25 protein-coding genes and 1 tRNA gene are annotated in these 24,631 nt (G+C 62.4%); 16 read left to right on the forward strand and 10 right to left on the reverse strand.

Translation table 11 applies throughout. The features are described 5' to 3' along the window. Positions 1-28 precede the first annotated feature (28 nt). Complete coding sequence (locus BMZ91_RS14120) at positions 29-415, forward strand: ankyrin repeat domain-containing protein (RefSeq protein ID WP_092840234.1); 387 nt, start codon at positions 29-31, stop codon at positions 413-415. A gap of 414 nt (positions 416-829) precedes the next feature. On the opposite strand, the gene BMZ91_RS14125 is transcribed toward BMZ91_RS14120, so the two are convergent. The 4 genes from BMZ91_RS14125 to ilvD form a co-directional block, all read right to left on the reverse strand. Continuing rightward, positions 830-1,207 carry a hypothetical protein gene (locus tag BMZ91_RS14125; protein ID WP_092840237.1) on the reverse strand — a complete coding sequence of 126 codons (378 nt, stop codon included), beginning with the start codon at positions 1,205-1,207 and terminating at the stop codon, positions 830-832. A gap of 14 nt (positions 1,208-1,221) precedes the next feature. Then, on the reverse strand, positions 1,222-1,980 hold the full coding sequence (locus BMZ91_RS14130) for a DUF6478 family protein (protein WP_092840240.1): 759 nt from the start codon (positions 1,978-1,980) through the stop codon (positions 1,222-1,224). Between the two features lie 72 nt (positions 1,981-2,052). Then, positions 2,053-2,787, reverse strand: a complete 735-nt coding sequence (locus tag BMZ91_RS14135; protein WP_177193875.1) for a hypothetical protein — start codon at positions 2,785-2,787, stop codon at positions 2,053-2,055. Continuing rightward, complete coding sequence (ilvD, locus tag BMZ91_RS14140) at positions 2,768-4,495, reverse strand: dihydroxy-acid dehydratase (RefSeq protein ID WP_092840243.1); 1,728 nt, start codon at positions 4,493-4,495, stop codon at positions 2,768-2,770. Before ilvD ends, BMZ91_RS14135 begins: the two co-directional genes overlap by 20 nt. A gap of 63 nt (positions 4,496-4,558) precedes the next feature. Here ilvD and BMZ91_RS14145 point away from each other — a divergent pair, with 63 nt between their 5' ends. The 7 genes from BMZ91_RS14145 (at position 4,559) to BMZ91_RS14175 (ending at position 11,137) form a co-directional block, all read left to right on the forward strand. Next, positions 4,559-5,482, forward strand: coding sequence for a CPBP family intramembrane glutamic endopeptidase (locus BMZ91_RS14145; RefSeq protein WP_245736395.1), 924 nt, complete (start codon positions 4,559-4,561; stop codon positions 5,480-5,482). A 60-nt stretch (positions 5,483-5,542) separates the two neighbouring features. Beyond that, positions 5,543-6,493, forward strand: a complete 951-nt coding sequence (gene accD / locus BMZ91_RS14150) for an acetyl-CoA carboxylase, carboxyltransferase subunit beta (RefSeq protein WP_092840248.1) — start codon at positions 5,543-5,545, stop codon at positions 6,491-6,493. Continuing rightward, on the forward strand, positions 6,490-7,764 hold the full coding sequence (locus BMZ91_RS14155) for a bifunctional folylpolyglutamate synthase/dihydrofolate synthase (RefSeq protein WP_092840251.1): 1,275 nt from the start codon (positions 6,490-6,492) through the stop codon (positions 7,762-7,764). The genes accD and BMZ91_RS14155 overlap by 4 nt, the downstream gene beginning before the upstream one ends. Positions 7,765-8,064: 300 nt before the next feature. Next, positions 8,065-8,715 (forward strand): LysM peptidoglycan-binding domain-containing protein, encoded by a 651-nt coding sequence (locus BMZ91_RS14160; RefSeq protein WP_092840253.1) that lies wholly within the window; start codon positions 8,065-8,067, stop codon positions 8,713-8,715. Between the two features lie 167 nt (positions 8,716-8,882). Continuing rightward, a complete protein-coding gene (locus BMZ91_RS14165) occupies positions 8,883-9,482 on the forward strand; it encodes a LysE family translocator (protein WP_092840256.1) in 600 nt (199 codons plus the stop codon). Positions 9,483-9,501: 19 nt separating this feature from the next. After that, a complete protein-coding gene (locus tag BMZ91_RS14170; RefSeq protein WP_092840259.1) occupies positions 9,502-10,119 on the forward strand; it encodes a hypothetical protein in 618 nt (205 codons plus the stop codon). A 55-nt stretch (positions 10,120-10,174) separates the two neighbouring features. Further along, the gene (locus BMZ91_RS14175) at positions 10,175-11,137 is read left to right on the forward strand and encodes an acetyl-CoA carboxylase carboxyltransferase subunit alpha (protein ID WP_092840262.1); all 963 of its coding nucleotides are present in this window, start codon (positions 10,175-10,177) and stop codon (positions 11,135-11,137) included. Between the two features lie 92 nt (positions 11,138-11,229). On the opposite strand, the gene BMZ91_RS14180 is transcribed toward BMZ91_RS14175, so the two are convergent. The 3 genes from BMZ91_RS14180 to BMZ91_RS14190 are packed head-to-tail and all read right to left on the reverse strand — an operon-like array spanning position 11,230 to position 13,773. After that, the gene (locus BMZ91_RS14180; RefSeq protein WP_092840264.1) at positions 11,230-12,396 is read right to left on the reverse strand and encodes a cation:proton antiporter; all 1,167 of its coding nucleotides are present in this window, start codon (positions 12,394-12,396) and stop codon (positions 11,230-11,232) included. Positions 12,397-12,402: 6 nt separating this feature from the next. Further along, a complete protein-coding gene (locus BMZ91_RS14185) occupies positions 12,403-13,050 on the reverse strand; it encodes a GntR family transcriptional regulator (protein ID WP_092840267.1) in 648 nt (215 codons plus the stop codon). Positions 13,051-13,080: 30 nt separating this feature from the next. Next, positions 13,081-13,773, reverse strand: a complete 693-nt coding sequence (locus tag BMZ91_RS14190) for a M48 family metallopeptidase (RefSeq protein WP_092840270.1) — start codon at positions 13,771-13,773, stop codon at positions 13,081-13,083. Positions 13,774-13,885: 112 nt separating this feature from the next. Here BMZ91_RS14190 and BMZ91_RS14195 point away from each other — a divergent pair, with 112 nt between their 5' ends. The 3 genes from BMZ91_RS14195 (at position 13,886) to BMZ91_RS14205 (ending at position 15,551) form a co-directional block, all read left to right on the forward strand. After that, on the forward strand, positions 13,886-14,212 hold the full coding sequence (locus BMZ91_RS14195; protein WP_092840273.1) for a TIGR02300 family protein: 327 nt from the start codon (positions 13,886-13,888) through the stop codon (positions 14,210-14,212). Between the two features lie 86 nt (positions 14,213-14,298). Beyond that, a tRNA-Ala gene (locus BMZ91_RS14200) sits at positions 14,299-14,374 on the forward strand. A 253-nt stretch (positions 14,375-14,627) separates the two neighbouring features. Continuing rightward, a complete protein-coding gene (locus BMZ91_RS14205; protein ID WP_092840276.1) occupies positions 14,628-15,551 on the forward strand; it encodes a sulfite exporter TauE/SafE family protein in 924 nt (307 codons plus the stop codon). Positions 15,552-15,581: 30 nt separating this feature from the next. Here BMZ91_RS14205 and BMZ91_RS14210 read toward each other — a convergent pair whose 3' ends face one another. The 3 genes from BMZ91_RS14210 to BMZ91_RS14220 form a co-directional block, all read right to left on the reverse strand. After that, positions 15,582-16,841, reverse strand: a complete 1,260-nt coding sequence (locus tag BMZ91_RS14210) for a D-amino acid dehydrogenase (RefSeq protein WP_092840279.1) — start codon at positions 16,839-16,841, stop codon at positions 15,582-15,584. Between the two features lie 127 nt (positions 16,842-16,968). After that, the gene (locus BMZ91_RS14215; protein WP_092840281.1) at positions 16,969-18,312 is read right to left on the reverse strand and encodes a HAMP domain-containing sensor histidine kinase; all 1,344 of its coding nucleotides are present in this window, start codon (positions 18,310-18,312) and stop codon (positions 16,969-16,971) included. Further along, positions 18,309-18,968, reverse strand: coding sequence for a response regulator transcription factor (locus BMZ91_RS14220; protein ID WP_092840284.1), 660 nt, complete (start codon positions 18,966-18,968; stop codon positions 18,309-18,311). The genes BMZ91_RS14215 and BMZ91_RS14220 overlap by 4 nt, the downstream gene beginning before the upstream one ends. Positions 18,969-19,115: 147 nt before the next feature. On the opposite strand from BMZ91_RS14220, the gene BMZ91_RS14225 reads away from it, so the two are divergent. The 5 genes from BMZ91_RS14225 (at position 19,116) to BMZ91_RS14245 (ending at position 24,551) form a co-directional block, all read left to right on the forward strand. Next, positions 19,116-19,505: a PepSY domain-containing protein gene (locus BMZ91_RS14225; protein ID WP_092840287.1), complete on the forward strand. Its 390-nt coding sequence runs from the start codon at positions 19,116-19,118 to the stop codon at positions 19,503-19,505. Positions 19,506-19,625: 120 nt separating this feature from the next. Next, a complete protein-coding gene (locus BMZ91_RS14230; RefSeq protein WP_092840290.1) occupies positions 19,626-20,090 on the forward strand; it encodes a DUF2271 domain-containing protein in 465 nt (154 codons plus the stop codon). A gap of 25 nt (positions 20,091-20,115) precedes the next feature. Next, positions 20,116-22,329, forward strand: coding sequence for a PepSY domain-containing protein (locus BMZ91_RS14235; RefSeq protein ID WP_092840293.1), 2,214 nt, complete (start codon positions 20,116-20,118; stop codon positions 22,327-22,329). Beyond that, complete coding sequence (locus BMZ91_RS14240) at positions 22,310-23,245, forward strand: FAD:protein FMN transferase (protein ID WP_092840296.1); 936 nt, start codon at positions 22,310-22,312, stop codon at positions 23,243-23,245. The genes BMZ91_RS14235 and BMZ91_RS14240 overlap by 20 nt, the downstream gene beginning before the upstream one ends. A 52-nt stretch (positions 23,246-23,297) precedes the next feature. Next, entirely contained in the window at positions 23,298-24,551 is a 1,254-nt protein-coding gene (locus BMZ91_RS14245) for a DNA polymerase IV (protein ID WP_092840299.1), read from the forward strand. The last annotated feature ends 80 nt before the right edge of the window (positions 24,552-24,631 follow it).

Consider the following 24,631-nt stretch of genomic DNA (forward strand, 5'->3'; position numbering starts at 1 on the left):
TCGCAGCAAACATATCGGACTTTAGTGAATGGCCAAGAAGGCAAAAACCCGCGAGACATTCGAAGAGATGTTGGCGTCATGCTCCGATACGCTTTTCCCAGCAGAAATGGGTAAGGCGGCTGTGACTTTGGATAGTCGCGATGTCGATGGTGATACGCCGCTTCATGTGATGCTGTGGCGCAACAATACCTATGCCGTGTTGCAATTCATCGAGGCTGGAGCAGATGTGAATGCGGTCGGTGATATGTCCGAGACGCCACTTCATGTCGCGTTAAAAAAGCAGAATCTTGTTGCCGTGGCGGCCCTGCTTAAATCCGGAGCAGACGTTTCTTGTGTGGATGAATTTGGCCAGTCGCCACGTGACCTTGCAGATCGGTTGAAAGGTGAGGTTCGACGGCTTTTCGACAACCGGTAACGCCAGATACATCCATGACATCACGGCCAGATTTATCCGCGTCAGTGACGGTCTACAACCTCGGCCGGATGACCTTTATCGACTCCGGACAATGGCGGCGAAACACGCGTTCTTCGCGCAAAGGCGAAAATCTTGCGTGGATATCATGGCTTGGCCCACTGTCAGAAAAAAGAGACCGGGGTGCGGTATCAATGCGCGCCCCGGCCTTATGGCAAAACCATATCAGGCGTTACAGGGCCGCCAGAATTACGGCTGGCAGGCCAAGCATGCCGGCGGTGATGATCGCGATTGAAAGTCCCAGGCCCTTGAACATCTTACATCCTCCATTGCACCGGTTGATCCGATAGGCGGGAGGTAGCGCGACGCGCCGACAAAAGGATGCGGCAGCCTGTCGCAGAAAACCCCTTACAGAGGTTACATCGACTCCAGGCAATGCCGGCGAAACGCGCGTTTCAAGAGGTCGAGTTCTTCGCGCAAAAGCGCGATTTCCGAGCGGATATCATAGCTTAGCACATCACCGGACAAGAGCGCGAAACTGTCGAGAACATCACCGTTGCGCGCATCGCGGATCACGAAGGTCTGGATTCCGTCGGCAATCGCCGCCGCGGGCACCGGCACCCGCACGACCCAGAGACCCTCTTCGGGTTTCTCAACGACCTCGACGCCCGGCACCCGTTCCTGGAGATGCATAACCTCAATCTGGGGTTGGTAGTTGCCCTCGCCCTCATAGGTCAGAACCCCTTCCCAGACCCCTTCAAACAGGCGGGTTTTGGTCAGCGTCAACTCACTCATCCGGGGGTCCTTTCTTATAATTCTGCGCGCGGGCGGCGGCTAAAGGTGAGATCGCGCAAGACCACCTGGCTCATCTGCGGGTTCTCGAAAATCAGGTCGATCCACGCCCGTTCCACCCGTTTTTCATTGAGGTTGGAATAGGCGAGGTCAAACTCGACCATGATCTCATCATCATGCAACGGCAGTTCGCGCACGATCTGTTCGGTATTGGGGCCATGCTTGATGTTGAGCCGCGCGAATATCTCAAGCGGTTTTTCCATCTCGACAATCGTATCCATCCGCAACAGGTGCTTGCGCGTCAGACCATTGACCGCCTCTTGCGGAAAATCCAGCACCACCGACAAAAACGAGCCGTCAAAGGCAAACACGTCCATCCGAAGCCCGTAAGGCGCAAGATCGGCCTCGCGACTGTTGCGCAATTGACGCAAGGAAAGCTCGGAATGTGCGCAATCGTGAAACAATGTCACTTCGCGTCCCAACATCGACTTGGACTGAACCGAGGCCATGCCCGGTGTCGGCAAGGGTTCGCGCCAAAGCTCTGGCCGCCACGACCAGTCGGTGCCATGCGGTTTGGGAAAGGCATTGGAGCCGATCATCGGCAAGGCCAGACGGTTATCCGCCGTCGAGATCACTTCGTTCAACGAATACATAAGCTTGCGGGCGCGTGCACGCTCCCTGCGCAGATTGGCGAGGCTCATCATCGGGGCATTGCGCGCGGCCTGGCTCCATTTTCGAAGCCCGTGACGATGCGCAGCCAAATCTAGAAATTTCATCCCGGTACTACCATCTAAGTCTCGTCTGGACGTGGTGCGCCACCAGTCTGCCCAATAACCCCTTACATAGCATTAACCTTTGATCGGAAACAATCCATCTAAAAGCTTATCAAGGCTTTGCCTGGCCCTTGAAACGGGTTGCGTTACGTCCTCTGACGCGGTTTCTGCCGTTGCCGCCGCCGCTTCGGGGGCAAAACTGCGCTTGGGGCTTTGGTCGCGCAACTCTTCGGCCAGATCCATCAACAGATCGCGCCCCGCTTTATTGGCGACGACGCCGCCCTCCGGCCCATAGACCGCCAGACCGATCAGGTGATCGTTGATCACCATACCGGCGCGCCAATAAGACGGATCGCCCGTTGGCAGCACCGCGCGCCCGCCAGTTGCGACATGCACCAGCGATATCCCGTCGCCGTCATAGCCCAGCAAAACCTTGTCCGGGCTCAGGGCGCGGGCCATTTCCGCAGAATCGGGCTGGGTCACACCCGCTTGGCGCGACAGGACTGACACCGTCAGAACCGCCGGATCAACCACAACCCCCGCCGTGCCGGTCAGGCTTTCACAACTGGCCAACAGCGCAAAACTGCCACTCTGGCCGCGTTTGACGGTTTGAGGATCAATGCAATAGCCGCGCGGCCCGGCCACGGTGACATCGCCCCCGTAAAACATCACCTTGCTGAGCGCAGACACGCCAGACCCAGCCCCCGGCACCCCTTCAAGACAGGCGGCCAGTGGCAGGATCAGTAGTGTGAAAAAGGCCCGGCGAATGATCCTCCAGGCCGTGGTTTGATCAAAGATCCATATAGACATGGCGCTCGGCCTTGGCCCCGGGATGGGTCACCGCGCCTTTATATGTCTCGCCAACAAGCTGTGAGTATTTCCAGAGGGCACCGCTGGCATAGAGCGTCTCGCGCGGGCCTGTCCAGTCGGCCTTGCGCGCCGCCAGATCCTCATCGCTGAGTGCCACCGACAATTCGCCGGTCAAAGCGTTCAGCGTGATCATGTCGCCATCTTTCAACAGGGCAATCGGCCCGCCATGTGCGGCCTCGGGGCCGACATGCCCCACGCAAAAGCCGCGGGTTGCGCCCGAAAAGCGCCCATCGGTGATAAGCGCCACTTTCTTGCCCATGCCCTGCCCCGAAAGCGCGGCCGTGGTGGCCAGCATTTCGCGCATGCCGGGGCCGCCTGCCGGGCCTTCATTGCGGATCACAAGAACGTCGCCCTCTTTATAAGAGCGCGCCTTGACCGCCTCGAACGCGTCTTCTTCGCATTCAAACACCCGCGCCGGGCCGGTAAAGACCTGCTGTTCCTCGGTCATGCCGGCGACTTTGACGATTGCGCCTGCGGGCGCAAGATTGCCCTTGAGGCCGACAACACCGCCGGTCTTGCTGATCGGGGCCGAGATCGGGTAAATCACCTTGCCATCGGCCTCACGGGTGATCTTGTCGAGCGCCTCGCCAATCGTGGTGCCATCGGCGGTGATGCAATCCTCGTGCAACAGGCCCGCCTTGCGCAGTTCTTTCATCACCACCGGCACGCCGCCAACCTCGTAGAGGTCTTTGGCGACATAAGCGCCGCCGGGTTTCAGATCGACGAAATAGGGCGTATCGCGGAAAATCTCGCAAACATCCTCAAGGAAGAAGTCAATCCCCGCCTCATGCGCGATGGCCGGCAGGTGCAGCCCGGCATTGGTCGACCCGCCGGTACAGGCAACGACCCGCGCCGCGTTTTCAAGCGACTTGAGCGTCACCACATCGCGCGCGCGAATGTTTTTCTCAAGCAGGTTCATCACCGCGCGGCCAGAGGCCTCGGCGTATTGATCGCGGCTTTCGTAAGGGGCCGGTGCGCCGGCGCTGTTCATCAGGGCAAGGCCGATCGCCTCGGAGACACAGGCCATGGTGTTGGCCGTGAACTGACCACCGCAGGCGCCGGCCGAGGGGCAGGCAACCGCCTCAAGCTTTTCAAGCTCGCAGGTGGTAAGGTTACCGGCCTGATGCTGGCCGACGGCCTCGAACACATCCTGCACGGTGACATCCTTGCCATCAAGACGGCCCGGCAGGATCGAGCCACCATAAAGAAACACCGACGGCACGTTGAGCCGCACCATCGCCATCATCATCCCCGGCAAGCTCTTGTCACAGCCCGCCAGACCGACAAGCGCGTCATAGCAATGGCCGCGCATCGTCAGCTCCACCGTGTCAGCAATCGCCTCGCGGCTGGCCAGCGAGGATCGCATGCCCTCATGGCCCATCGCTATGCCGTCGGTGACGGTGATGGTGGTGAATTCGCGCGGCGTGCCGTGCGCCTCTTTTACGCCCATCTTGGCGGCCTGTGCCTGACGGTTGAGGGCGATATTGCAGGGCGCCGCCTCGTTCCAGCAGGTGGCAACACCGACGAGCGGCTGGTGGATTTCTGCCTCGCTCATGCCCATGGCATAGTAATACGACCGATGCGGGGCCCGCGCGGGGCCTTCTGTCACATAACGGCTGGGCAATTTGGCTTTGTCGAATTTGGTCATGAGCGGCCTCCCGGTAAATGCTGGGAAACGGTCTAGGCCAGAGCCGCGAGACAGGCAAGCCGATTGCAACGCCCCACAACCCCGGATAGCTTGCGCGCCATGCGATATGACGCCCATGACAGCCTTGTTGCGCCTGCGCGCGCAACCGCCCGCCTGCCCTATCTGATTGTCGGGACAGCGCTGACCGCCGTTCTGTTTCTGGGGCTCAGCTTTGGCTATGCCGAGGTCTTGCAGCGAGTTTTTCCCAAGGATATCTGGGCGCGCCTCGCCCCCACCATTGAAAGCGCCACAAGCCCGGTTGGCGTACTGGTGAACCTGTTTATCTTTGCCATGCTAATCACCGCGCTCGCCGTCGCGCTCAGGCTGGTGCACAAACGCGGGCTTATGACACTTGTCGGCGCGCCTGTTTCGGCAAGCCGACAGTTTCGCCGCGCCTTTCTTGCGATGCTGGTGCTTTATGCGGTGATCATGATGCTGCCCCTGCCCGAGGGGATGGAGCCCGCCCCGAACGTGGCCTTTGGCACATGGGCGGGTTTCCTGCCGCTCGCGCTTGTCGGGCTGTTCATTCAGGTCTTTGCCGAAGAGGTGCTGTTTCGCGGCTATTTTCAAAGCCAGCTCGCGGCTCGGTTTTCCTCGCCGCTGATCTGGATCGGCCTGCCGTCGCTGGGGTTTGCCCTGTTGCATTTTGATCCGACCACCTTTGGGGTGAATGCCTGGATCGTGGTGTTTTGGGCCGGGGCGTTTGGTATTGCGGCGGGCGATCTTACCGCGCGGTTCGGCACGCTTGGCCCGGCAACGGCGCTGCATTTCATCAATAATTTCGGCGCCATTCTGATTACCGCGCCACAGGGGCAATTTGACGGGCTCGCGCTTTATTCCTATCCGTTTTCGATGGAAGATAGCGCCGCATTCTGGACCTTCATGCCGATTGACATAATGATCCTGGTCTGTGGCTGGCTGACAATCCGGCTTGCGTTGCGAGGCTGATTGCATTTCCTCTCCGCGCCGCTTATCTCAGGGGCGAAACGCAACTGAGGGACCGGCCCGATGAACTGGATCACCAACTACGTGCGCCCAAGGATCAATTCGATCTTCTCGCGCCGCGAAATCCCCGAAAACCTGTGGTCCAAATGCGATGACTGCGGCACCATGCTGTTTCACCGCGAGCTGAGCGATAATCTTAACGTCTGTACCAGTTGCGGCAATCACATGGCGATTACCCCGCGCGAACGCTTTGCCGCGCTGTTTGACGGTGGCGTTTTTTCAGAGGCCGAGGTGCCTTTGCCAAACGCCGACCCGCTTCATTTTCGCGACCAGAAGAAATATCCCGACCGCCTGCGCGCCGCGCAAAAGGCCACCGGTGAGAAAGAGGCGATGCTTGTCGCCACCGGAGAGATCGGCCGCACGCCGATCGTGGCTGCCGCGCAGGATTTCTCCTTCATGGCCGGCTCGATGGGGATGTATGTCGGCAATGCGATCATTGCCGCCGCTGAAACGGCGGTAAAGCTCAAGCGCCCGCTGGTCCTGTTTTCGGCGGCGGGTGGCGCGCGCATGCAAGAGGGGATTCTCAGCCTCATGCAAATGCCGCGCACCACGGTCGCGGTGCAAATGCTGCGCGAGGCGGGCCTGCCCTATATCGTGGTGCTGACCCATCCGACCACCGGCGGGGTGACCGCCTCTTATGCGATGCTGGGCGATGTACATATTGCCGAGCCGGGCGCGCTTATCTGCTTTGCCGGGCCGCGGGTGATCGAACAGACGATCCGCGAAAAGCTGCCCGACGGGTTTCAGCGCGCCGAATACCTGCTCGAACATGGCATGCTTGACCGCGTGACGCCACGCACCGAAATGCGCGACGAGTTGATCATCATCACCCGGATGCTAATGGGGCTTCCCCCTGCCGTGCGCGGCGATCTGCCCGCCCCAGAGGCCGCCGACACCGCGACGCAGCCGGTCACGGCTGAGGAGCAGCCCGCCGAAAAGACCGCCAAAAAATGAGCGCGCCCACATCTGACGTCATCCTTGATCGGATGATGGCGCTGCACCCGAAAATCATCGACCTGACGCTGACCCGCGTCTGGCGTTTGCTTGACGCGCTTGGCAATCCGCAAAACGATCTGCCGCCGGTGATCCACCTTGCGGGCACCAACGGCAAGGGCAGCACCCAGGCGATGATCCGCGCCGGGCTAGAGGCGGCAGGCAAGCGCGTGCATGCCTATACCTCGCCGCATCTGGCGCGGTTTCACGAACGTATCCGGCTTGCCGGTGATCTGATCTCCGAGGCAGATCTGACGGCGGTGCTTGATGAATGCTACGCTGCCAATGACGGCGGTGATATCACCTATTTCGAGATCACCACCTGCGCCGGCATCCTTGCCATGGCGCGCAGCCCGGCCGATTTTACCCTGCTTGAGGTGGGGCTTGGCGGGCGGCTTGATGCGACCAATGTGATCGCCAAACCTGCACTGACCGTGATCACGCCGATTTCCATCGACCACGAGCAATATCTTGGCAACACCCTAGCCAAGATCGCGGGCGAGAAGGCCGGCATTCTAAAGCGCGGCGTGCCCTGCGTGGTCGGCCCGCAAGCGAACGAGGCGATGGAGGTGATCGAGGCCACCGCCCGCCGTCTTGGCGCGCCGCTGATGGCCCAAGGCCAGCACTGGCATGTGAGCATCGAGCGCGGGCGGCTGATCTTTCAGGATGAAACCGGCTTGCGCGATCTGCCGCTGCCCAACCTGCCCGGCACGCATCAGATTGAGAATGCCGGGGCCGCACTTGCCACGCTGCGCCATCTTGAGATGGGCGATGTGGCGCTTGAGGCCGCGGTTACCTCGGCTGTCTGGCCAGCCCGCATGCAGCGGCTTGTCCGCGGCCCGCTGGTCGAGGCCGCCCCCGAGGCCGAGCTTTGGCTTGACGGCGGGCATAACGCGGCGGCAGGGCGGGCGCTCGGGCACCATCTTGCCAGCCTGGCGAAACGGCCCACGCATCTGATCTGTGGCATGCTCAACACCAAGGATATCGCCGGTTATCTCGCGCCGCTGGCGGCAGAGGCCCAAAGCCTGACCGCGCTGTCAATTCCGGGCGAGGCCAATACCCTGCCCGCCGAAGACACCGCCAAGGCCGCCCTTGGCGTGGGGCTGGCCGCGCAGACCGCCGACAGCGCGCTTGACGCCGTGCGCGCGATTGTCGCCCATACCCCGAAGGCCCGCATCCTGATCTGTGGGTCGCTCTATCTTGCCGGTGGCATTCTGCGCGAAAATGGCTAGTGCATCGGTGTGGATGACGGCATGGATTTGCGTAAATGCGGGCGCTTCGACGCCACCTCACAAGTATAGGTTGCAAAATCGAACAGTAATCATACACCGAATCACTTTATGTTGACCGCTTCGTCGCCTTTCGACTATATCTGGGTCACTTGAGCGGTGCGGCCCCAACAGGTCGGCGGCAAGGCAATTGGGGGGGGGACGCGCGGTGCTTGCGCATGCTAAAGGCCATATTTCGACCTTCGCAGGCCCTTGCCCAGTCGGGCAATCCCCTTCGATCTATAGTGTTAAAGGGTATTCAAGATGATACGTGTTTTCTTGATCGTTGCCGCCTTCTTCGCCGTCACCATAGCGCTGATCCTTGTTCAGCCCAGCAAACCGCGTCGCTCTGCCGATCTTGCATTGCCAGGTGCCAGCGATGTGACCCGTGCCGACACCGACCTGTCGAGCCTTGCCACGATTGCGCCTGAGCAGGCCGGACCCGAAGCCGTCACGCCCGCCCCCGAAACACCACGCAGCCTGCGGCCGAAAGTGGCCCCGCTACGCGCAGAGGTGCCGCAAATCACGGCGGCCCCTGTCATTGCCCCCGCGCCGCCGACCGACCTTGAGGCGCTGATCATCAGGGCGCTGCGTCAAGGCCAGTCGGAAAGCTATATTCACGCGCTGGTCAATGACGCCGCCAAGAAAGGTAAGGTCGAGGTGCCCAAATCGCTGGTCACCGCCGAGGGGCAGGTCGACACCGCGCTCTTGATGGCCACCCTGTCGGATCCCGCCAATGTCACCCCCGAGGCCCAGACCTATATCGTCAGCCCCGGCGACAGCCTTGCCTCGATCGCCTATCGCTTTTACGGGCGCACCGATCGTCAGGCCGATATCCTGAACGCCAATCGCGAGACACTTGCAGACGCCGACAAGTTAAGCGTCGGGCAGGTTCTCACCATCCCGAACCTCTAGCGAAGAACTTTCCCGAACACCTGGCAGGAATGACTGAGGGGCCGAACCAACGGCCCCCTTTCATTTTCGGAACGCCTCTTGTTTATGAATTCATTTGCGTGCAGAGCGGTTTAGATCGCGCCGACAAACGCCATTCAGAACCATAGGCCTTCGCATGGGATTGCGTCATGACACATGATCTTTTGATTGCCCTCACCGGCTTTGCCTTCGTCACGGTGATCACGCCGGGGCCCAACAACCTCATGCTGATGAGTTCAGGCGCGAATTTCGGGTTTCGCCGCACCGTGCCACATATGCTTGGCATCGGGCTTGGCTTTCCGACGATGGTGTTTCTGGTCGGGATCGGGGTGATGCAGGTGTTTGACCTCTGGCCGCTCAGCTATGTGATCCTCAAGATCGTGTCGGTTGTCTATCTGCTTTATCTGGCATGGAAGATCGCCCATGCCGCCCCGCCAAAACAGACCGAGGCCGAAGGCCGCCCGCTGACATTCCTGCAATCCGCGGCCTTTCAGTGGGTCAATCCCAAGGCCTGGAGCATGGCGCTGTCGGCCGTGACGCTTTACGCGACAGGGCGCGATCTTGTGGCGGTGCTCTGGGTGGCGGGCATCTATGTTTTGGTCTCTGGCCTCAGCACCACAGGCTGGACCGTGCTCGGCCAACAGCTGCGCCGGTTCCTCAAAAGCCCGGCCCGCCTGCGCGCGTTCAACTGGATCATGGCGGGGTTGCTGGTCACCACCCTGATCCCCGTGCTGTTTCCGGCCCAGTGACCATTGCGCAAGGCCTGCCATGACCCTGACCCTTTTGCACACCGCCGAGGCGCATCGCGCCAGTTTTGACGCCCTGCGCGACAAAATTGCGCCGGGCGCGCGGCTTGTGCATATCGTGCGCCCCGATTTCCTTGAGCGCGCACAGGACGGCATCGACGCGGCGCTTGGCGATGAGATCGCCGCGACGATCGCCTCTGCGCCGGGGCCGGTGATTTGCACCTGCACAACCATCGGCCCGGTTGCTGCGCGCGCGGGCGCGATCCGTGTTGACTGGCCGATGATGCAGGCCGCCGCGCGGACAAAGGGCGCGGTGCTGATGGTCTATTGCCTTGAAAGTACCCGCGCGCCAAGCCTTGAGCTGTTGCAGGATGCGATGCGCGGCGCGGGTCATCCCGGCCCGCTTGTTCCGCTGCCCCTGCCCGCACTTTGGCCGCTTTTTGCCCAGGGTAAGACAACGGATTTTGCCAAGGCCCTGGCCAGGGCGATTCTCGATCAGGCGGTCCAGATGCCTGATCTTGGGGCGATTGTTCTTGCGCAGGCCTCGATGGCGGGGGCGGCGCCGATGCTGGGGGATCTGGGCGTTGCGGTTTTATCCTCGCCGGAACTTGCGCTTCGGGCCGGATTGGCCCGGTTATGATTGCAAATCATCTGCCGTACCGCCATATAACGCCACGGCAACCGTGGAGTAAGCGATGACCAATTATCTCGACTTCGAAAAGCCCCTGGCGGAAATTGAAGGCAAGGCCGAAGAGCTGCGCGCGATGGCGCGGGCGAATGCGGAAATGAATGTCGAGGCCGAGGCCGGCGCGCTTGACCGCAAGGCAGCGGATTTGCTGCGCGATCTCTACAAGAACCTCAGCCCCTGGCGCAAATGCCAGGTGGCGCGCCACCCCGACCGCCCGCATTGCCGCGATTATATCGAGGCGCTGTTCACCGAATACACCCCGCTGGCAGGCGATCGCGCCTTTGGCGAGGACGATGCGGTGATGGGCGGGCTGGCCCGGCTTGGGGATCGGCCGGTGATGGTGATCGGCCATGAAAAGGGCAATGACACCAAAAGCCGGATTGCCCGTAATTTCGGCATGGCCCGGCCCGAAGGCTATCGCAAGGCAGTGCGGCTCATGGAGATGGCGGATCGCTTTGGCCTGCCTGTGGTGACGCTTGTGGATACCCCCGGCGCCTATCCTGGCAAGGGCGCCGAAGAACGTGGCCAATCCGAGGCGATTGCCCGCGCGACCGAGACCTGTCTGCAAATCGGCGTGCCTTTGGTCAGCGTGATTATTGGCGAGGGTGGCTCTGGCGGGGCGGTGGCCTTTGCCTCGGCCAACCGCGTGGCGATGCTGGATCATTCGGTCTATTCGGTGATTTCGCCCGAGGGCTGCGCCAGCATCCTGTGGAAAGACTCCGAGAAAATGCGCGAGGCGGCAGAGGCGCTGCGCCTGACGGCGCAGGATCTGATCAAGCTGGGCGTGGCGGATCGCATCATCGACGAACCACTTGGCGGCGCGCACCGCGACCGCGACACCACGATTGTGGCGGTGGGCAAGGCGATCAAGGCGATGCTTGGCGAATTGGACCAAAAAGACCGGGCGGCCCTGATCAAGGACCGGCGCGAGAAGTTCCTGAAGATCGGCTCGAAAGGGCTTGCTGCCTAGAGGTGAAACGCCCCACAAGCGGCATCGCGCGCGAAAACTGCGGGGGCCTCCGGCGGGGATATTTAAGGCCAGAAGAAACGCAGAGTACCGATTTATCTGGAGCTGTTGGCGACCCGACGGATGGCAAGAACAGTCATCAGCGGGCCGATCAGTTCAAACAGAACCGTGGTGCCGATGGTCAGGGTAAGGATCATTTCGCCCGATTGCGGGAATTCGCGCGCCGCCACCAGAGCCATGCCAACGGCAACGCCCGCCTGCGGCAAGAGGGCCGCGCCGAACCAACGGCGTTCGGCTGGAGGTGCGTCGGCAAACGCGCCGCCAATCCAGCCCCCCGCCACCCGCGCGCCGGTGCGCAGGGCGATAAAAACAAGGCCAAGCAGGCCGATTTCGGCCAGAAGCCCTAGTTCAAGCCGCGCGCCCGCCAGCAGGAAAAACAGCACCATGAAGGGCCATTGCAGGTGCTCGATCTCGTGAAAGGCGCGGCCGTGGTGACGCGCCAGATTGGCGATGATCGCGCCCGCCACCATGCCGGCGATGAGAAAGGACACCCCCGCCCAGATCGCCAGCCCGGCGGTGAGAAAGACAATCCCGATCGCCTCGGTCTGAAGCGGTTCGCCTTTGCTGAGCCGCCCGGTCAGATAGGCCGCAGGCAGGCCGATCATCGCCCCGAGGCCAACCGCGCCGCCAATTTCCCAGAGCGCCTCTGACAAGGCAGAGGTATCGCCGTTGCCGCCAAGCATCTGGGCAAAGACCACGGCCAGCGAAAACGCCAGAAGGCCCCAGGCATCGTCGATGGCGACAATGCCGCGAATCTTGTCCACAAACGGCCCCTTTGAGCCGGATTGGCGGATCGCATCCTGCGTCGCCGCCGGATCCGTGGCCGAGGCAATCGCCCCCAGAAGCAAAGCGACCGACACCGGCACGCCAATCAGCCACAACCCGAGCGTGACCCCCAGCATGGTTGCCAGCACAATCGCCAGCGAAACCAGAAAAATCGCCGCGCCGTGGCGCTTAAGCGCCTTGCCGGTCAGCGAGTTTCCCAGCAGAAACGCCACCATGGTCAGCGCCATGACCGACAGGAAATCGTAAAGCGCGCGCACCTCGGGTGGAATGAGATCAAGGCCGGACCCGCCCGCGATGATCCCGCAGATCAGCAACAGCGTGACCCGTGGCAGGCGCGTGCGGCGCCCGATCGTATCGGCGGCCAGCCCCAGAAGGAACAGCGCGCCCAGCGTGATCATCAGGGTGGCGTTATCCATTTCGCCCTATCCGAGCAACATCTTGAGGCCCTGCGTCACATCCGAGCGCACAGCAAGGCGCAGGCTTGGCTCGTCGCCTGCCTTGAGCGCCGCGATGATAAGACGATGGTGGTGCGGCGGATCCTTGCGTCGCAGACGCCCGTAGAGGGCGCGCATGGTCGGTCCAAGCTGAAGCCAGACGGTTTCGGCCATAGCCAGCATCGCAGGCGCCTGCGCACGCAAATAGAGCGTGCGGTGAAACTCCAGATTGCGGCGGATATAGGAAACCGCATCCTGGCGCGCGATATCTTCGGCGACCCGCGCGTTGATGCTCTGAAGCCGGTCGATCAGCGCGATATGCGCACGCGGCAATGCGCGGCTTGCCAGCTCTACCTCGATCAGGGAACGCAGCGCGGCCAACTCCTCGATCCGCTCGTTGTTGAGTTCCGGCGTGCTGACCCGCCCCGAGCTTGAGATCGTGAGGGCGCCCTCGGCGGACAGGCGGCGCACCGCTTCGCGCGCCGGGGTCATCGAAACGCCGAATTCCGCGCCGATGCCGCGCAGGGTCATCGCCTGACCAGGCGCAATTTCGCCATGCATGATCCGGGTGCGCAGACCGCGATAAACGCGGTCATGCGCCGAAGGGCTTGGATCGGGGCGCGGGGTCAATAGCATGGTATCATGTGATCACAAATAACGCCGGGGTCAATCGCTGAAACGATAACGGTGCAACGCGCCGCCCTCACGGCGCAGCCAGGCGCGCTGCGCGCCATAGCCCGGCATCAGCTGCGCCACCACCGCCCAGAAGGCGGGCGAATGGTTCATTTCCGCCAGATGCGCCACCTCATGGGCGGCGACATAATCAAGCACCTCGGGCGGGGCCATGATCAACCGCCAGGAATAGCTGAGCGCGCCGCTTGACGAACACGACCCCCATCGCGAGCGCGTATCGCGCAGAGTGATCCGGCTATAGCCATGGCCAAGCAGCCCGGCATAATGATCCGACGCCGCCGCCAGCCGGTCGCGCGCCCGCGCCTTGAGCCAGCCCTCAAGCCGCGCGGCGGCGGTTTCGGGCGCACCGGGCACCTGTAGGGTGATGCCATCCTGTACCACCCGCCGCCCGGACCCTTGGGCGATTCGCATCACCCTGCCCTCGACCGGAATCTCAAGCCCATGCGTCACCGTGACCATGGCCGGGCGCTGCGCCAACTGCGCACGCAACCAATCGGCCTTGGTGTGGGCAAAATCAAGCGCTTCGGCCTCGGGCACACCGCGTGGCAGGGTCAGCGTAACCCGCCCATCAAGCCCCGAAACACGCAGCGAAATCCGCCGCGCGCGCGGGGACCGACGCAGGCTAAGTTCAACTGGGGGGTTGCCCGGAAGCACGTGATGGCCCATATGGCCTCCTGATTAGCGGATTGCGTGGCGACTAAAGCCTTTGACAGCTGAGCATTGTTATGGCAGGTGGCGCGGACCGTCGACAAGACCAGAGATTTAAAGGGGATCACCAATGCCCAAAGAAGAATGGGGCGTAAAGCGCCTTTGCCCGACCACCGGAAAGCGCTTTTACGATCTGAACAAGAACCCGATCGTTAGCCCGTACACGGGCGAAGTGGTCGAACTCGCCACCGGTAAAAGCCGATCAATGACGCCGGATGCCGAAGATGCCGAGACCAAAAAGCTGAAGACAACGGATGCGGATGAAAAATCGGATCTGCTGGATGACGATGACGTGGATGTCGATCTTGATGACGACCTTCTCGAAGATGACGACGACGACGACGATGTCTCGCTTGACGAGATCGCCGACGTTGCCTCGGACGACACCGAGTCGTGAAAAACGCAAGGGCGGGATTTTCCTCTTGATCCCGCCCGCCGCTTTCCCTAGATAGCGGCGCACAGGCCTCTTGGGGCCATCGTGATGGGGCCTTAGCTCAGCTGGGAGAGCGCTTGCATGGCATGCAAGAGGTCAGGGGTTCGATCCCCCTAGGCTCCACCATCCTCCTTCATTTCCAGCAGACTTTGGACCTGGCTTTTGGCAGATCGCCGGACATCCGTTGTGACTGTCGATCGCGGCGAATAGCGAAGTCGTGGCCTTGGCAGACATGCACCGGCCCGATTGCCTGCTGCACAGCGACCATGAAAGCAGCCGTTCATCAGGCCTGCGACAGGTTTTCAGGGACTGGTGTCTTGCGTTCGACATGGCTTGGGCGTAGGTGCGGGGCCTGTGCAACTAGGTATTCCCGGCTCCCATGGAAATTTACCTGCCCATCGCCGAGGTTTCGGTGAACGGTCCACTTCTTCTTTCTATCGGGCTCGTTGTTGGCCTGCTCTCGGGCATGTTTGGGGTTGGCGGCGGTTTCCTGATTACACCTCTGCTGTTCTTCATCGGCATCCCACCTGCCGTCGCGGTGGCCACATCGGCCAACCAGATTGTCGCCTCGTCCTTTTCAGCCATCCTTGCCCATATCCGCCGTCGTACCGTCGATTTTCCGATGGGTCTTGCGCTCATGGTCGGCGGCCTTACCGGCTCGACCGTGGGGATCTACATCTTCAATTTACTGCGCGAACTCGGGCAGGTCGATCTTCTGGTCAATATCTTCTACGTGGTCGTTCTCGGGCTGATCGGCGGGCTGATGTTCATCGAAAGCCTGAACGCGATGCGCAAGGCAAAGATGCAGGGCCCCAAACCCAAGCGCAAGCGGGCCGGTCACGGTTGGGTCCACGCCATGCCATTGCGAATCCGCTTCCGCTCGTCGGGGCTCTATATCTCGGTCTTTCCGCCGCTTATTGTCGGCTTCTTCGTCGGCGTGCTTTCGGCCATCATGGGCGTGGGAGGCGGATTCGTTGTCGTGCCTGCGATGATCTATGTCCTTGGCATGCCGACCAAAGTCGTGGTTGGAACCTCGCTGTTCCAGATCATCTTCGTTTCGGCGTACACGACGATGATGCATGCCTACAACAGCCACACAGTCGATACGGTGCTGGCCGTTCTGCTTATCGTCGGCGGCGTGATCGGCGCCCAGATCGGCGCCCGCATTGGTCTGCTGCTCAAGGCCGAACAACTGCGCATCTTGCTGGCCTTGCTGGTTCTCGCCGTCTGCCTCAAGCTGGGGCTTGATCTGGTGCTGCACCCGGCCGAGGTGTTCTCGATCTCCGTACCCCCTCGACTCTGATCGCAGGGGCTGTCTGGCCCCGTCCTTGCACTACTGTCCATACCGCGCGGCTGTCAGACCATCGAATGAAATCTCGGGCTCTTTGCCGACAACAAGGTCGGCCACAGCGCGCCCTGATCCACAGGCCATGGTCCAGCCCAATGTGCCGTGGCCAGTGTTGAGGTAAAGATTGTCATAGCGCGTCCCGCCCAGAACCGGCGTGCCATCGGGTGTCATCGGGCGCAGGCCGGTCCAGCCTTCGGCCTGGTTCAGATCGCCGCCCTTGGGAAACAGGTCGTTGATCACATGTTTGACGGTATCCGTGGCGTGCGGCCCCAGCCGATTGCTATAGCCCGCAATCTCGGCGGTGCCGGCCACCCTGATCCGATCGCCAAGCCGGGTGATCGCCACCTTGTGGGTTTCATCCATCAGGGTCGATTGTGGCGCCATGGCATCATCAACGACCGGAATGGTCACCGAATAGCCCTTGACCGGATAAACCGGCAATTTCAATCCGATGGGCTTGAGCAAATGCGGGGCATAACTCCCGAGGGCGCAGACATATTTGTCACCGGTGATGCGCCCCGCCAATTCCGTGTCCACGCCCGCAACCCGGCCGTTTTCAATCGCGATGCTGCGGATTGACTGGCCATATTGAAACTGTACCCCCAGTTCTGCGGCCTTTTCCGCAAGGGCAATCGTGAACAGCCGACAATCCCCGGTCCGATCCGCCGTAAGCCGCAAACCGCCAACGAATTTGTGGCGCACCTCGGCCAATGCCGGTTCCACCGCAATGCAGGCGTCGCGGCCCAGTTCTTCGAACGGGCTGTCGAATTGCGCAAGGATTTCCTGGTCGGCGCGAGAACCCTTCATTTGCTTGACGGTGCGGAACAGCTGAAGCGTGCCCTGCTCGCGCCCGTCATAGTCGATTCCGGTTTCTTCGATCAGCTCTGGCATCACGTCGCGGCTATAGTTCGAAACCCTGACCATCCGCGATTTGTTGATCGAATAGCTCTTATCGTTGCAGTTACGGATCATCTGCGCCGACCACATCCACATCGTCGGGCTGATCAACGGCCAGATAAACAAGGGGCGGCGCTTCATGAACAGCCACTTGAGCGCCTTCACCGGGATCCCCGGCGCGGCCCAGGGTGAGGTCATGCCATAGGATAGTTCTCCGGCATTGGCATAGCTTGTCTCAAGCCCTGGCCCAAGCTGTCGGTCGAGCACGACAACCTCGGCGCCCTGCCTGGCCAGATACCAGGCGGTTGTAACACCGATCACGCCGGCCCCCATCACGACTACCTTCATGGTTCTGTCCTTTCCACGCGTTTCCAACCCTATCCTTGCATTGCAAAGGGCGGCACCACAATAGGTCCGACGATTTTGCACACCGACGGGGATGTCGCCTTATCCTCCGGAGAGTCTGGTGCGCCGTCTATGTCGACGGCGCACCGATGGGAAGCTGAAGCCGAGCCTCGAACCCATCCGGGCGCCCCGTCGCCGGGGAGTGAAGGCTAAGCCCGGCCCCGGCACCGTCGGCGATGGCCTGGACAATCGAAAGGCCAAGACCGCTGCCGTCCGATCCAGTGTTCTGGCCCCGCTCAAAGCGCGCGGTCAGGCGCGCCAAGGTTTCGGGCGCAAGGGCGGGACCCTCGTTGATCACCTGCAAAACGCCGTCTGCCGTCAGCGCGACCCGCACCGGGGCCTCGTCGCGACCATGGCGCAGGGCGTTTTCGACAAGGTTGCGCAGAACGATGGCAAAGGCATCCGGGTCGATATTGGAGAGCACCGGCCTGTCGGAAGTCTCGGCCAGAATCCGACCGGCCCCGACGACCCGTTCAAAATCGGACAGCGCAAGGCGCAGCACCGGGCGCAGGTCGGTGACCGTGTCAGCGCGCAACCGCCCGCCCTCGGCGCGCGCCAGTTGCATGAGCTTTTCCGACAGCCGGTTCAGGCGCTTGAGCGCGGTTTCAATCTCGCCTGCCCTCGCCCCTGCGCTCGCGTCCCTTGTTTCGGCCATCAGCCTCTGGGTCTGGGCAAGGGCGGCGGCAACCGGGGTGCGCAATTCATGGGCCGCATTGGCGGTAAAGCTGCGTTCGGCCTCAAGCGTGCGGCGCAGACGATCCAGAAGCTGATTGACCGCATCGGCCATTGGCAGAAATTCCTCCGGCAGGCTCTCGTCACCGACATGCGACAGGTCGCGCGCGCCACGGCTTGACAAGACCCCGCTGAAGTCGCGCACCGGGGCAAGGCTCCGCCGCACGATCAGCAACAGACCGATCAGGCTTAGCGGGATCACCACGACAAGCGGCAGGGCAAGCGCCATCAGGGTTTCGCGCGCCACCTCGGCGCGGTGCTCAAGCGGCTCGGCCATGGCGATGGTGATCGTACCGCGCAGCGCCGCATCGAAATAAAGCCGATGCGTCGCGGATTGGGAAAACCCGACCGCCTCAAAGGGGGGAAAAACCGAGACATCGGCGGAATGCGAACGCAGCAGGATACGGCCCTGATCATCGCGCACGATATAGGTAAAAAACTCTTCATGCTGGCGCAGGCTTGCGATGCGCTGACTGACACCTTCTTCGTCGCGATCAAGAATGTCCAGAACCGCCAGCGGCAGGATGCGCTGCGCGGTTTCCTCAAGGGCGGAATCAAACACCTCGTCCATTTCGCCGCGCAGCAGGGTCGCGGTGACAAGAGCGGTGGCAAGCCAGACCAGCGTAAGCCCAAGCCCAAGCCCAAGCGCCAGTTTGCCTTGCAGAGAGCCCGGCCCTCTCACGCCGCGCCCAGCCGATAGCCTAGCCCGCGTACCGTCTCGATCCGCTCGCGGCCCAGCTTTTTGCGCAACCGGCTGACGTAGACCTCGATCGCGTTGCTCTCGATCTCGGTCTCGAACGAATAAAGCCGCTCTTCGAGCTGCGCCTTTGACAAAAGCTGACCGGGGCGCTGAACGAAGGCCTCAAACAGCACCCATTCGCGCGCGGTCAGGGCCACGGGCTTGCCCGCGCGACGCACCGATTTGGCGGCAAGGTCGATCTCGAGATCGCCCAGAGTCACCAGCGGATTGGGATTGCCGGAATAGCGCCGTGCCACCGCCCCGACCCGCGCCGAAAGCTCCGAGAGATCAAACGGCTTGACCATGTAATCATCGGCCCCCGCATTCAGCCCCTCGATCCGGTCGCTGATCTGATCGAGCGCGGTCAGGATGATCACCGGCGTCGCCTCCCCGCGCCCCCGCAGCGCGCGCAGGAACGGCTGACCGCGCCCATCGGGCAGCATCAGATCAAGCAGGATAAGGTCATAGGCGGCCACATCAAGGTATTCGCCGGCTTCATCAAGCCGCGTCGCCCAGTCGGTGGAATGGCCATCAGCCGTGATCTGGTCGCGCACCGCCGCCCCCAGAACCCTGTCATCCTCGATCAGCAGCACGCGCATCGCATTTCCCGTCCGGTTTCAATTTTCGCCCGTTCTATCACCCGCGAAGCTGACGCGGACCTGACACAGAAAAATTGCGGGCTTCAGATTCAAGTCAGCATAGCGCGCAATAAAGCCCCATCACCAGCAATCTCAGGAGATGGGAAAATGAAAAAATATCTGATCGCAACGACATTTCTGGCCGGGATCGGCGCCGCAGGGTTTGCATTGGCCGATGACGACGACTGCAACGTGGCAATGTCCAACTGGCAGCCCCGCGAGGCGGTCAAGGCGATGGCCGAGGCCAAAGGCTGGAGCGTGCGCCGCATCAAGACCGACGACGGCTGTTACGAAATCGACGGGCGCGATGCCCAGGGCCGCGAGATCGAGGTCAAGGTCGACCCCGGCACGCTCGCCATCGTCGAGATGGAATATGAGGACGACGATGACGACGACGATTACGGCAAGTCGGGCAGGAAAGCCGCCCCCGTCGGCACCCTCGCCCCGCCGGATAATGGCCTGTTCACCCCCGGCAGCAAGCCGGTGGTCAAACAGTAAACCGCAGGTTTGACACCCAAGCTGACGGCAGGCTGAAGCAATTTTCCCAATCCGGTCAGCCACGCTTCAGCCGGGCCCGTCATACAGGGGCCAATCAAGACAACACCAGGAGATGACACCATGAAAACCCTGCTTTGTGCGCTTGCCCTGAGCACGGCGCTGAGCGGCCCGGCCTTGGCCGCGCCGGTCACTTTTACCACCAACCTGTCCAACTATGGCGGCGATGGCGCCTATCTTGCGCTTTATGTCACCGACGCCAGCGGCGCCTATATGGGCAGCCTCTGGATGGCGGGCGGCAAAGCGAAATATTACACGCATCTTACCGACTGGCATCGCGCCACCGGCGGCGATACCGCCGAGATCAACGGCATCACCGGTGCCAGCGTCGGCGCGGGGCGACAGCTCAATATCACGCTGGATCTGTCGGATGCCCTGTTTGACGCGGGCTATGAGCTTCATATCGACGCCGCTGTCGAGGATATGCGCGACAGCCCCTCCGAGGTGGTCGTTCCGCTTACCCGCGCCGGGGCCAACACCCCCGTCAAAGGGCGTCGTTATATCCGTGATTTCACCTACGGCATGTAAGCCAAGAAGACGAAAGGCCCCTGCCATGTTGCGTAACCTGCACAAAATTCCCGGTCTGATCGCGGCAATCCTGATCGTGGTTATCACACTGAGCGGCGCGGTTCTTTCGGTCCTGCCCGCCTGGGAGGTCGTGGCAGAGGTCCCGGCCCGGCCCGGGGCCGGCCTGAGCGTCGCGACGCTGGCCGACCGGATCGCGATCACCTATCCCGGCGTTGAACAGATCAAGCGCTCGCCCTCGGGCAAGATCATCGCGTTTTACTTTGACGGCGGACAGCCCGGCGCGGTGGTGATTGATCCCGCAACCGGCGTTGGCGTTGCAGACGCCCAACGCTCAGCCTTTGCACGCTGGATGACCAATCTGCACCGCTCGCTGTTTCTGGATGACGCCGGTCGGTGGGCCGTTGCGGCCGGGGCGGCGTCCCTTTTGATGCTGTCGGTGTCGGGCCTGATGCTGACGGCGCGGCGCGTGGGCGGCTGGCGGCATTTCTTTTCCCGCTTGCGTGGCCCGCTGACCGGTCGGCTTCATGTCGAGGTGGCACGGTTTAGCGTTGCCGGGCTGTTGCTCTCGTCCATCACCGCGCTTTTCATGACCGCAAGCACCTTTGGCCTTATCCCCGAGGCGGAAAATCCCCCCACCTTTCCCCGCGCGGTCAGCGAACAGACCGGCGCCATTCCCGGCACCATGGCGATGCTGCGCGACACCCCCGTCAGTGCGCTGCGCGAATTGACCTATCCCTACCCGGATGATCCCACGGATGTGTTCAAGCTCACTACCGATGTCGGCGAGGGCTATATTGACCAGGGCACCGGCGAGGTGTTGATCTGGGCCGATGCGGGCCTCTGGCAGCGGGTGAATGAGACGATCTATATGTTGCATACCGGGCAAGGCGCGGCTTTGCTTGGGGTGGTGCTTGGCCTGATGGCGCTTGGCGCGCCGGTCATGGCGATCACCGGCGCGATGCTCTGGCTGCAATCGCGCCGCGCGCGCCCCCGGATCAAGGGCAACACCCCCGCCGGTCAGGCCGACACCATCGTTCTGGTCGGCAGCGAGGGCGGCAGCACCTGGGGCTTTGCCGCGACGCTTCACCGCGCGCTTCGCGAGGCCGGGCACACCGTTCACACCGGCGCAATGTCGGAGTTTCGCCCCGAGCGCTATGCCTGCGCGGCGCAGGTGATCGTGCTCGCCGCCACATATGGCGATGGTGCGGCACCGGCCTCGGCCAAGGGGTTTCTTGACCGCCTTGCCACGCTGAAAGCAGCGCCCGGCCTGTCTATTGCCGTGCTTGGCTTTGGCGACCGTCAGTTCCCGCAATTCTGCGCCTATGGCGCCGAGGTGGCGCGCGTGGCCGACGAAAACGGCTGGCCCTCGCTTTTGCCGATGGGCACGGTTGACCGCCAATCGCCGCAGGAATTCGCCCGCTGGGGCCACGCCCTGGGCGAGGCGCTTGGCCATCCGCTTGAGCTATTGCATAGCCCGGTGATCCCGCAAACTCAGGCGCTTACACTCATTTCGCGCCGCGATTATGGCTCTGACATGCAGACCCCTTCGGCGATCCTGCGCTTTGCCTTGCCCAAAACCGGACGGTTTGGGCGGCTGGTGGGGCGCGGCTTTGCCAGATTCTCGGCGGGTGACCTTTTGGGGATTATCCCCGAGGGTGCCGCGGTGCCACGGTTCTATTCGCTGGCCTCAGGGCAGGCCGACGGGTTTATCGAAATCTGCGTCAGCCGCCACCCCGGCGGCCTGTGCTCGGGGCAGCTTTTGTCGCTCACCCCCGGCGACAGCGTTCAGGGATTTCTGCGCCGCAACCCCGATTTTCGCCCCCAGGCGAATGCCAGGCCGGTGATCCTGATCGGGGCCGGCACCGGGATCGGGCCGCTGGCCGGGTTTGCACGGGCCAATCGGCCGGGCCGCGAGATGCACCTCTATTACGGCGCCCGTCACCCCGACAGCGACCTGTTTTATGGCGAGGAACTACAGGGCTGGCAGGCCGATGGGCGGCTTGCCTCGGTAACAGCGGCGTTTTCGCGCACCGACACGCGGACCTATGTGCAGGACGCCCTGCGCAATGATGCCACCCGGATTGCCCGGCTGATCAGTGAGGGCGCGCAGGTTCTGGTCTGCGGTGGCCGCGACATGGCCGCCGGCGTGGCCGAAGCCCTGAGCGAAATCCTAGCCCCTGCCGGATTGACACCGGCCCTGCTGAAAGCCGAGGGACAGTATGTTGAAGACACCTACTGAACTGACCCGCCACACCCTAAGCGGGCCGACCATGGGCACCCGCTGGTCGGCGCAGTTTCATGCCCACGAGGCGCGCGACCGTGCCCCGATTGAGGCGGCACTGGCCGCAAGCGTCGCCTTGGTGAACCAACAGATGTCGACCTGGAAACCCGACAGCGACCTGATGCGGCTTAACCGCGCGCCGGTCGGCGAATGGGTCGCGGTGCCGCGCGAATTGAGGACGGTCCTGATGCGCGCGGTTGAAATCGGGCGCTTCTCAGAAGGGGCATTCGATATCGCCATGGGCGACGCGGTCGCCGCCTGGGGGTTTGGGGCGCAAGAGCATGACACCGACGCGATGCGTCGCGCCCTGATTCAGCCCCGACCACAAGCGCATGAGGCGCTTGAGCTTGACCACGCGACGCAACGGGTGCGCAAATGCGCCCCCCTCACACTTGACCTTTCGGGCATCGCCAAGGGCTTTGGCGTCGATCAGATGGTTGCGGTGCTCGCCCGGTTCGGCATCGAACATGCGCTTGTCGGTCTTGATGGCGAATTGCGCGCCATCGGTCAGCGCCCCGAGGGCAAACCATGGACGGTGGCGCTTGAAAAACCCGATTACGAGGCGCGCGCGCCGCTCTCGATCCTTGAGCTGCGCGACAGCGCCCTCGCCACATCCGGGGATTATCGCCATTGGGTCGACCTTGGCACGCAGCGTCTTTCGCATACAATGGACCCGTCGCGCGGCGGGCCTGTGCTGGGGGCGGCGGCCTCGGTCACGGTGCTGGCCGAGACCTGCATGGACGCCGATGCCTGGGCGACCGCCTTCATGGTGATGGGCAAGGAACGGGCCAAGTCTCTGGCCCGGAACCACGGGTTAAGCGCCATTTTCGTTGAACGCGACGGCGCGACATTTCGCCAGACCCATATCGGCTAGCGCGAAAGGGTCGGCTGGCATGGCGCGCGCGATAGGGTAATATGGTGCCATCATGCCAAGCCTTTGCCGCGATTGCCTTGCCCGATTCGAAACCGCCGCGCGCTGTCCCAACTGCGCCAGCCCGCGGGTGATTGCGCATGACGAGTTGTTCCAACTGTCCATCGCCCATATGGATTGCGACGCGTTCTATGCCAGCGTCGAAAAGCGCGACAACCCGGACCTGGCGGACAAGCCGCTTATCATCGGCGGCGGGCGGCGCGGTGTGGTTTCGACCGCATGCTATATCGCGCGCATTCGTGGCGTGCGCTCGGCAATGCCAATGTTTCAGGCGCTCAAGCTCTGCCCCGAGGCGGTGGTGATCAAGCCGCGGATGCAGGTCTACGCCGATGTCTCGCGCCAGATCCGCGCGATGATGCAGGCGCTGACCCCCGCGATCGAACCCTTGTCGCTGGATGAGGCGTTTCTTGATCTCACCGGCACAGAGCGGCTCCATGGGGCGCCGCCGGCGGTGATGCTGGCGCGGCTGGTGCGCCAGATGCGGCGCGAGCTTGGCCTGACCGGATCAATCGGGCTGAGCCATAACAAGTTTCTGGCCAAGATCGCCTCGGACCTCGACAAGCCCCAAGGTTTTTCGGTGATCGGCGCGCGCGAAACCGCCGATTTTCTGCGCGACAAACCCGTGAGCCTGATCTGGGGCGTCGGACAGAGCACGCGCACGGCGCTGAACGCTGCGGGTATCCGCACCTTTGCCGATTTGCTCCGCTGGGAGCGCGAAGACCTCACGGCGCGGTTTGGCGCCATGGGCGGGCGGCTCTGGCATCTTGCGCGCGGGCGCGATGCGCGGCGCGTCTCGGCGCATGAGCCGGTGAAATCCATCTCGAACGAGACCACGTTTTTTGAAGATACCAGGGATGCGGATATTCTTGACGGGCATTTATGGCGGCTGTCGGAAAAGGTGGCGGATCGCGCCAAGGCGAAACAGATTGCCGGGCGGGTCGTGACGCTCAAGCTCAAGCGTAGCGATCATTCGCTGATCACCCGGCGCCAGGCGCTGCGCGACGCGACCCAGCTTGCCGATACGCTCTATCGCACGGCGCGCGGTCTGATGGATCAACTCCCCACCGGGGCCGCTTATCGTCTTATCGGGGTGGGTCTGTCGGAGCTTGGCCCAGAGGCGGGGGCGGACCGATCCGGCGATCTGCTTGATCCGCAGGCGGCTCAGCGCGGCAAGGCGGAAAAGGCCACCGATCTGATTCGGCAGAAATTTGGCGCTGACGCGATTCTCAAGGGGCGTGCCCTGCGCTGACAGGGTCAGCCAAAGGCATCGGCATCCATGGCCAAAGCCGGTTCGTGTGCCCGGAGGGCGCGATGAGTATTTGGACCAAG

The sequence above is a fragment of the Roseovarius lutimaris genome, from assembly GCF_900115165.1.
Classification (GTDB): Bacteria; Pseudomonadota; Alphaproteobacteria; order Rhodobacterales; family Rhodobacteraceae; genus Roseovarius; species Roseovarius lutimaris.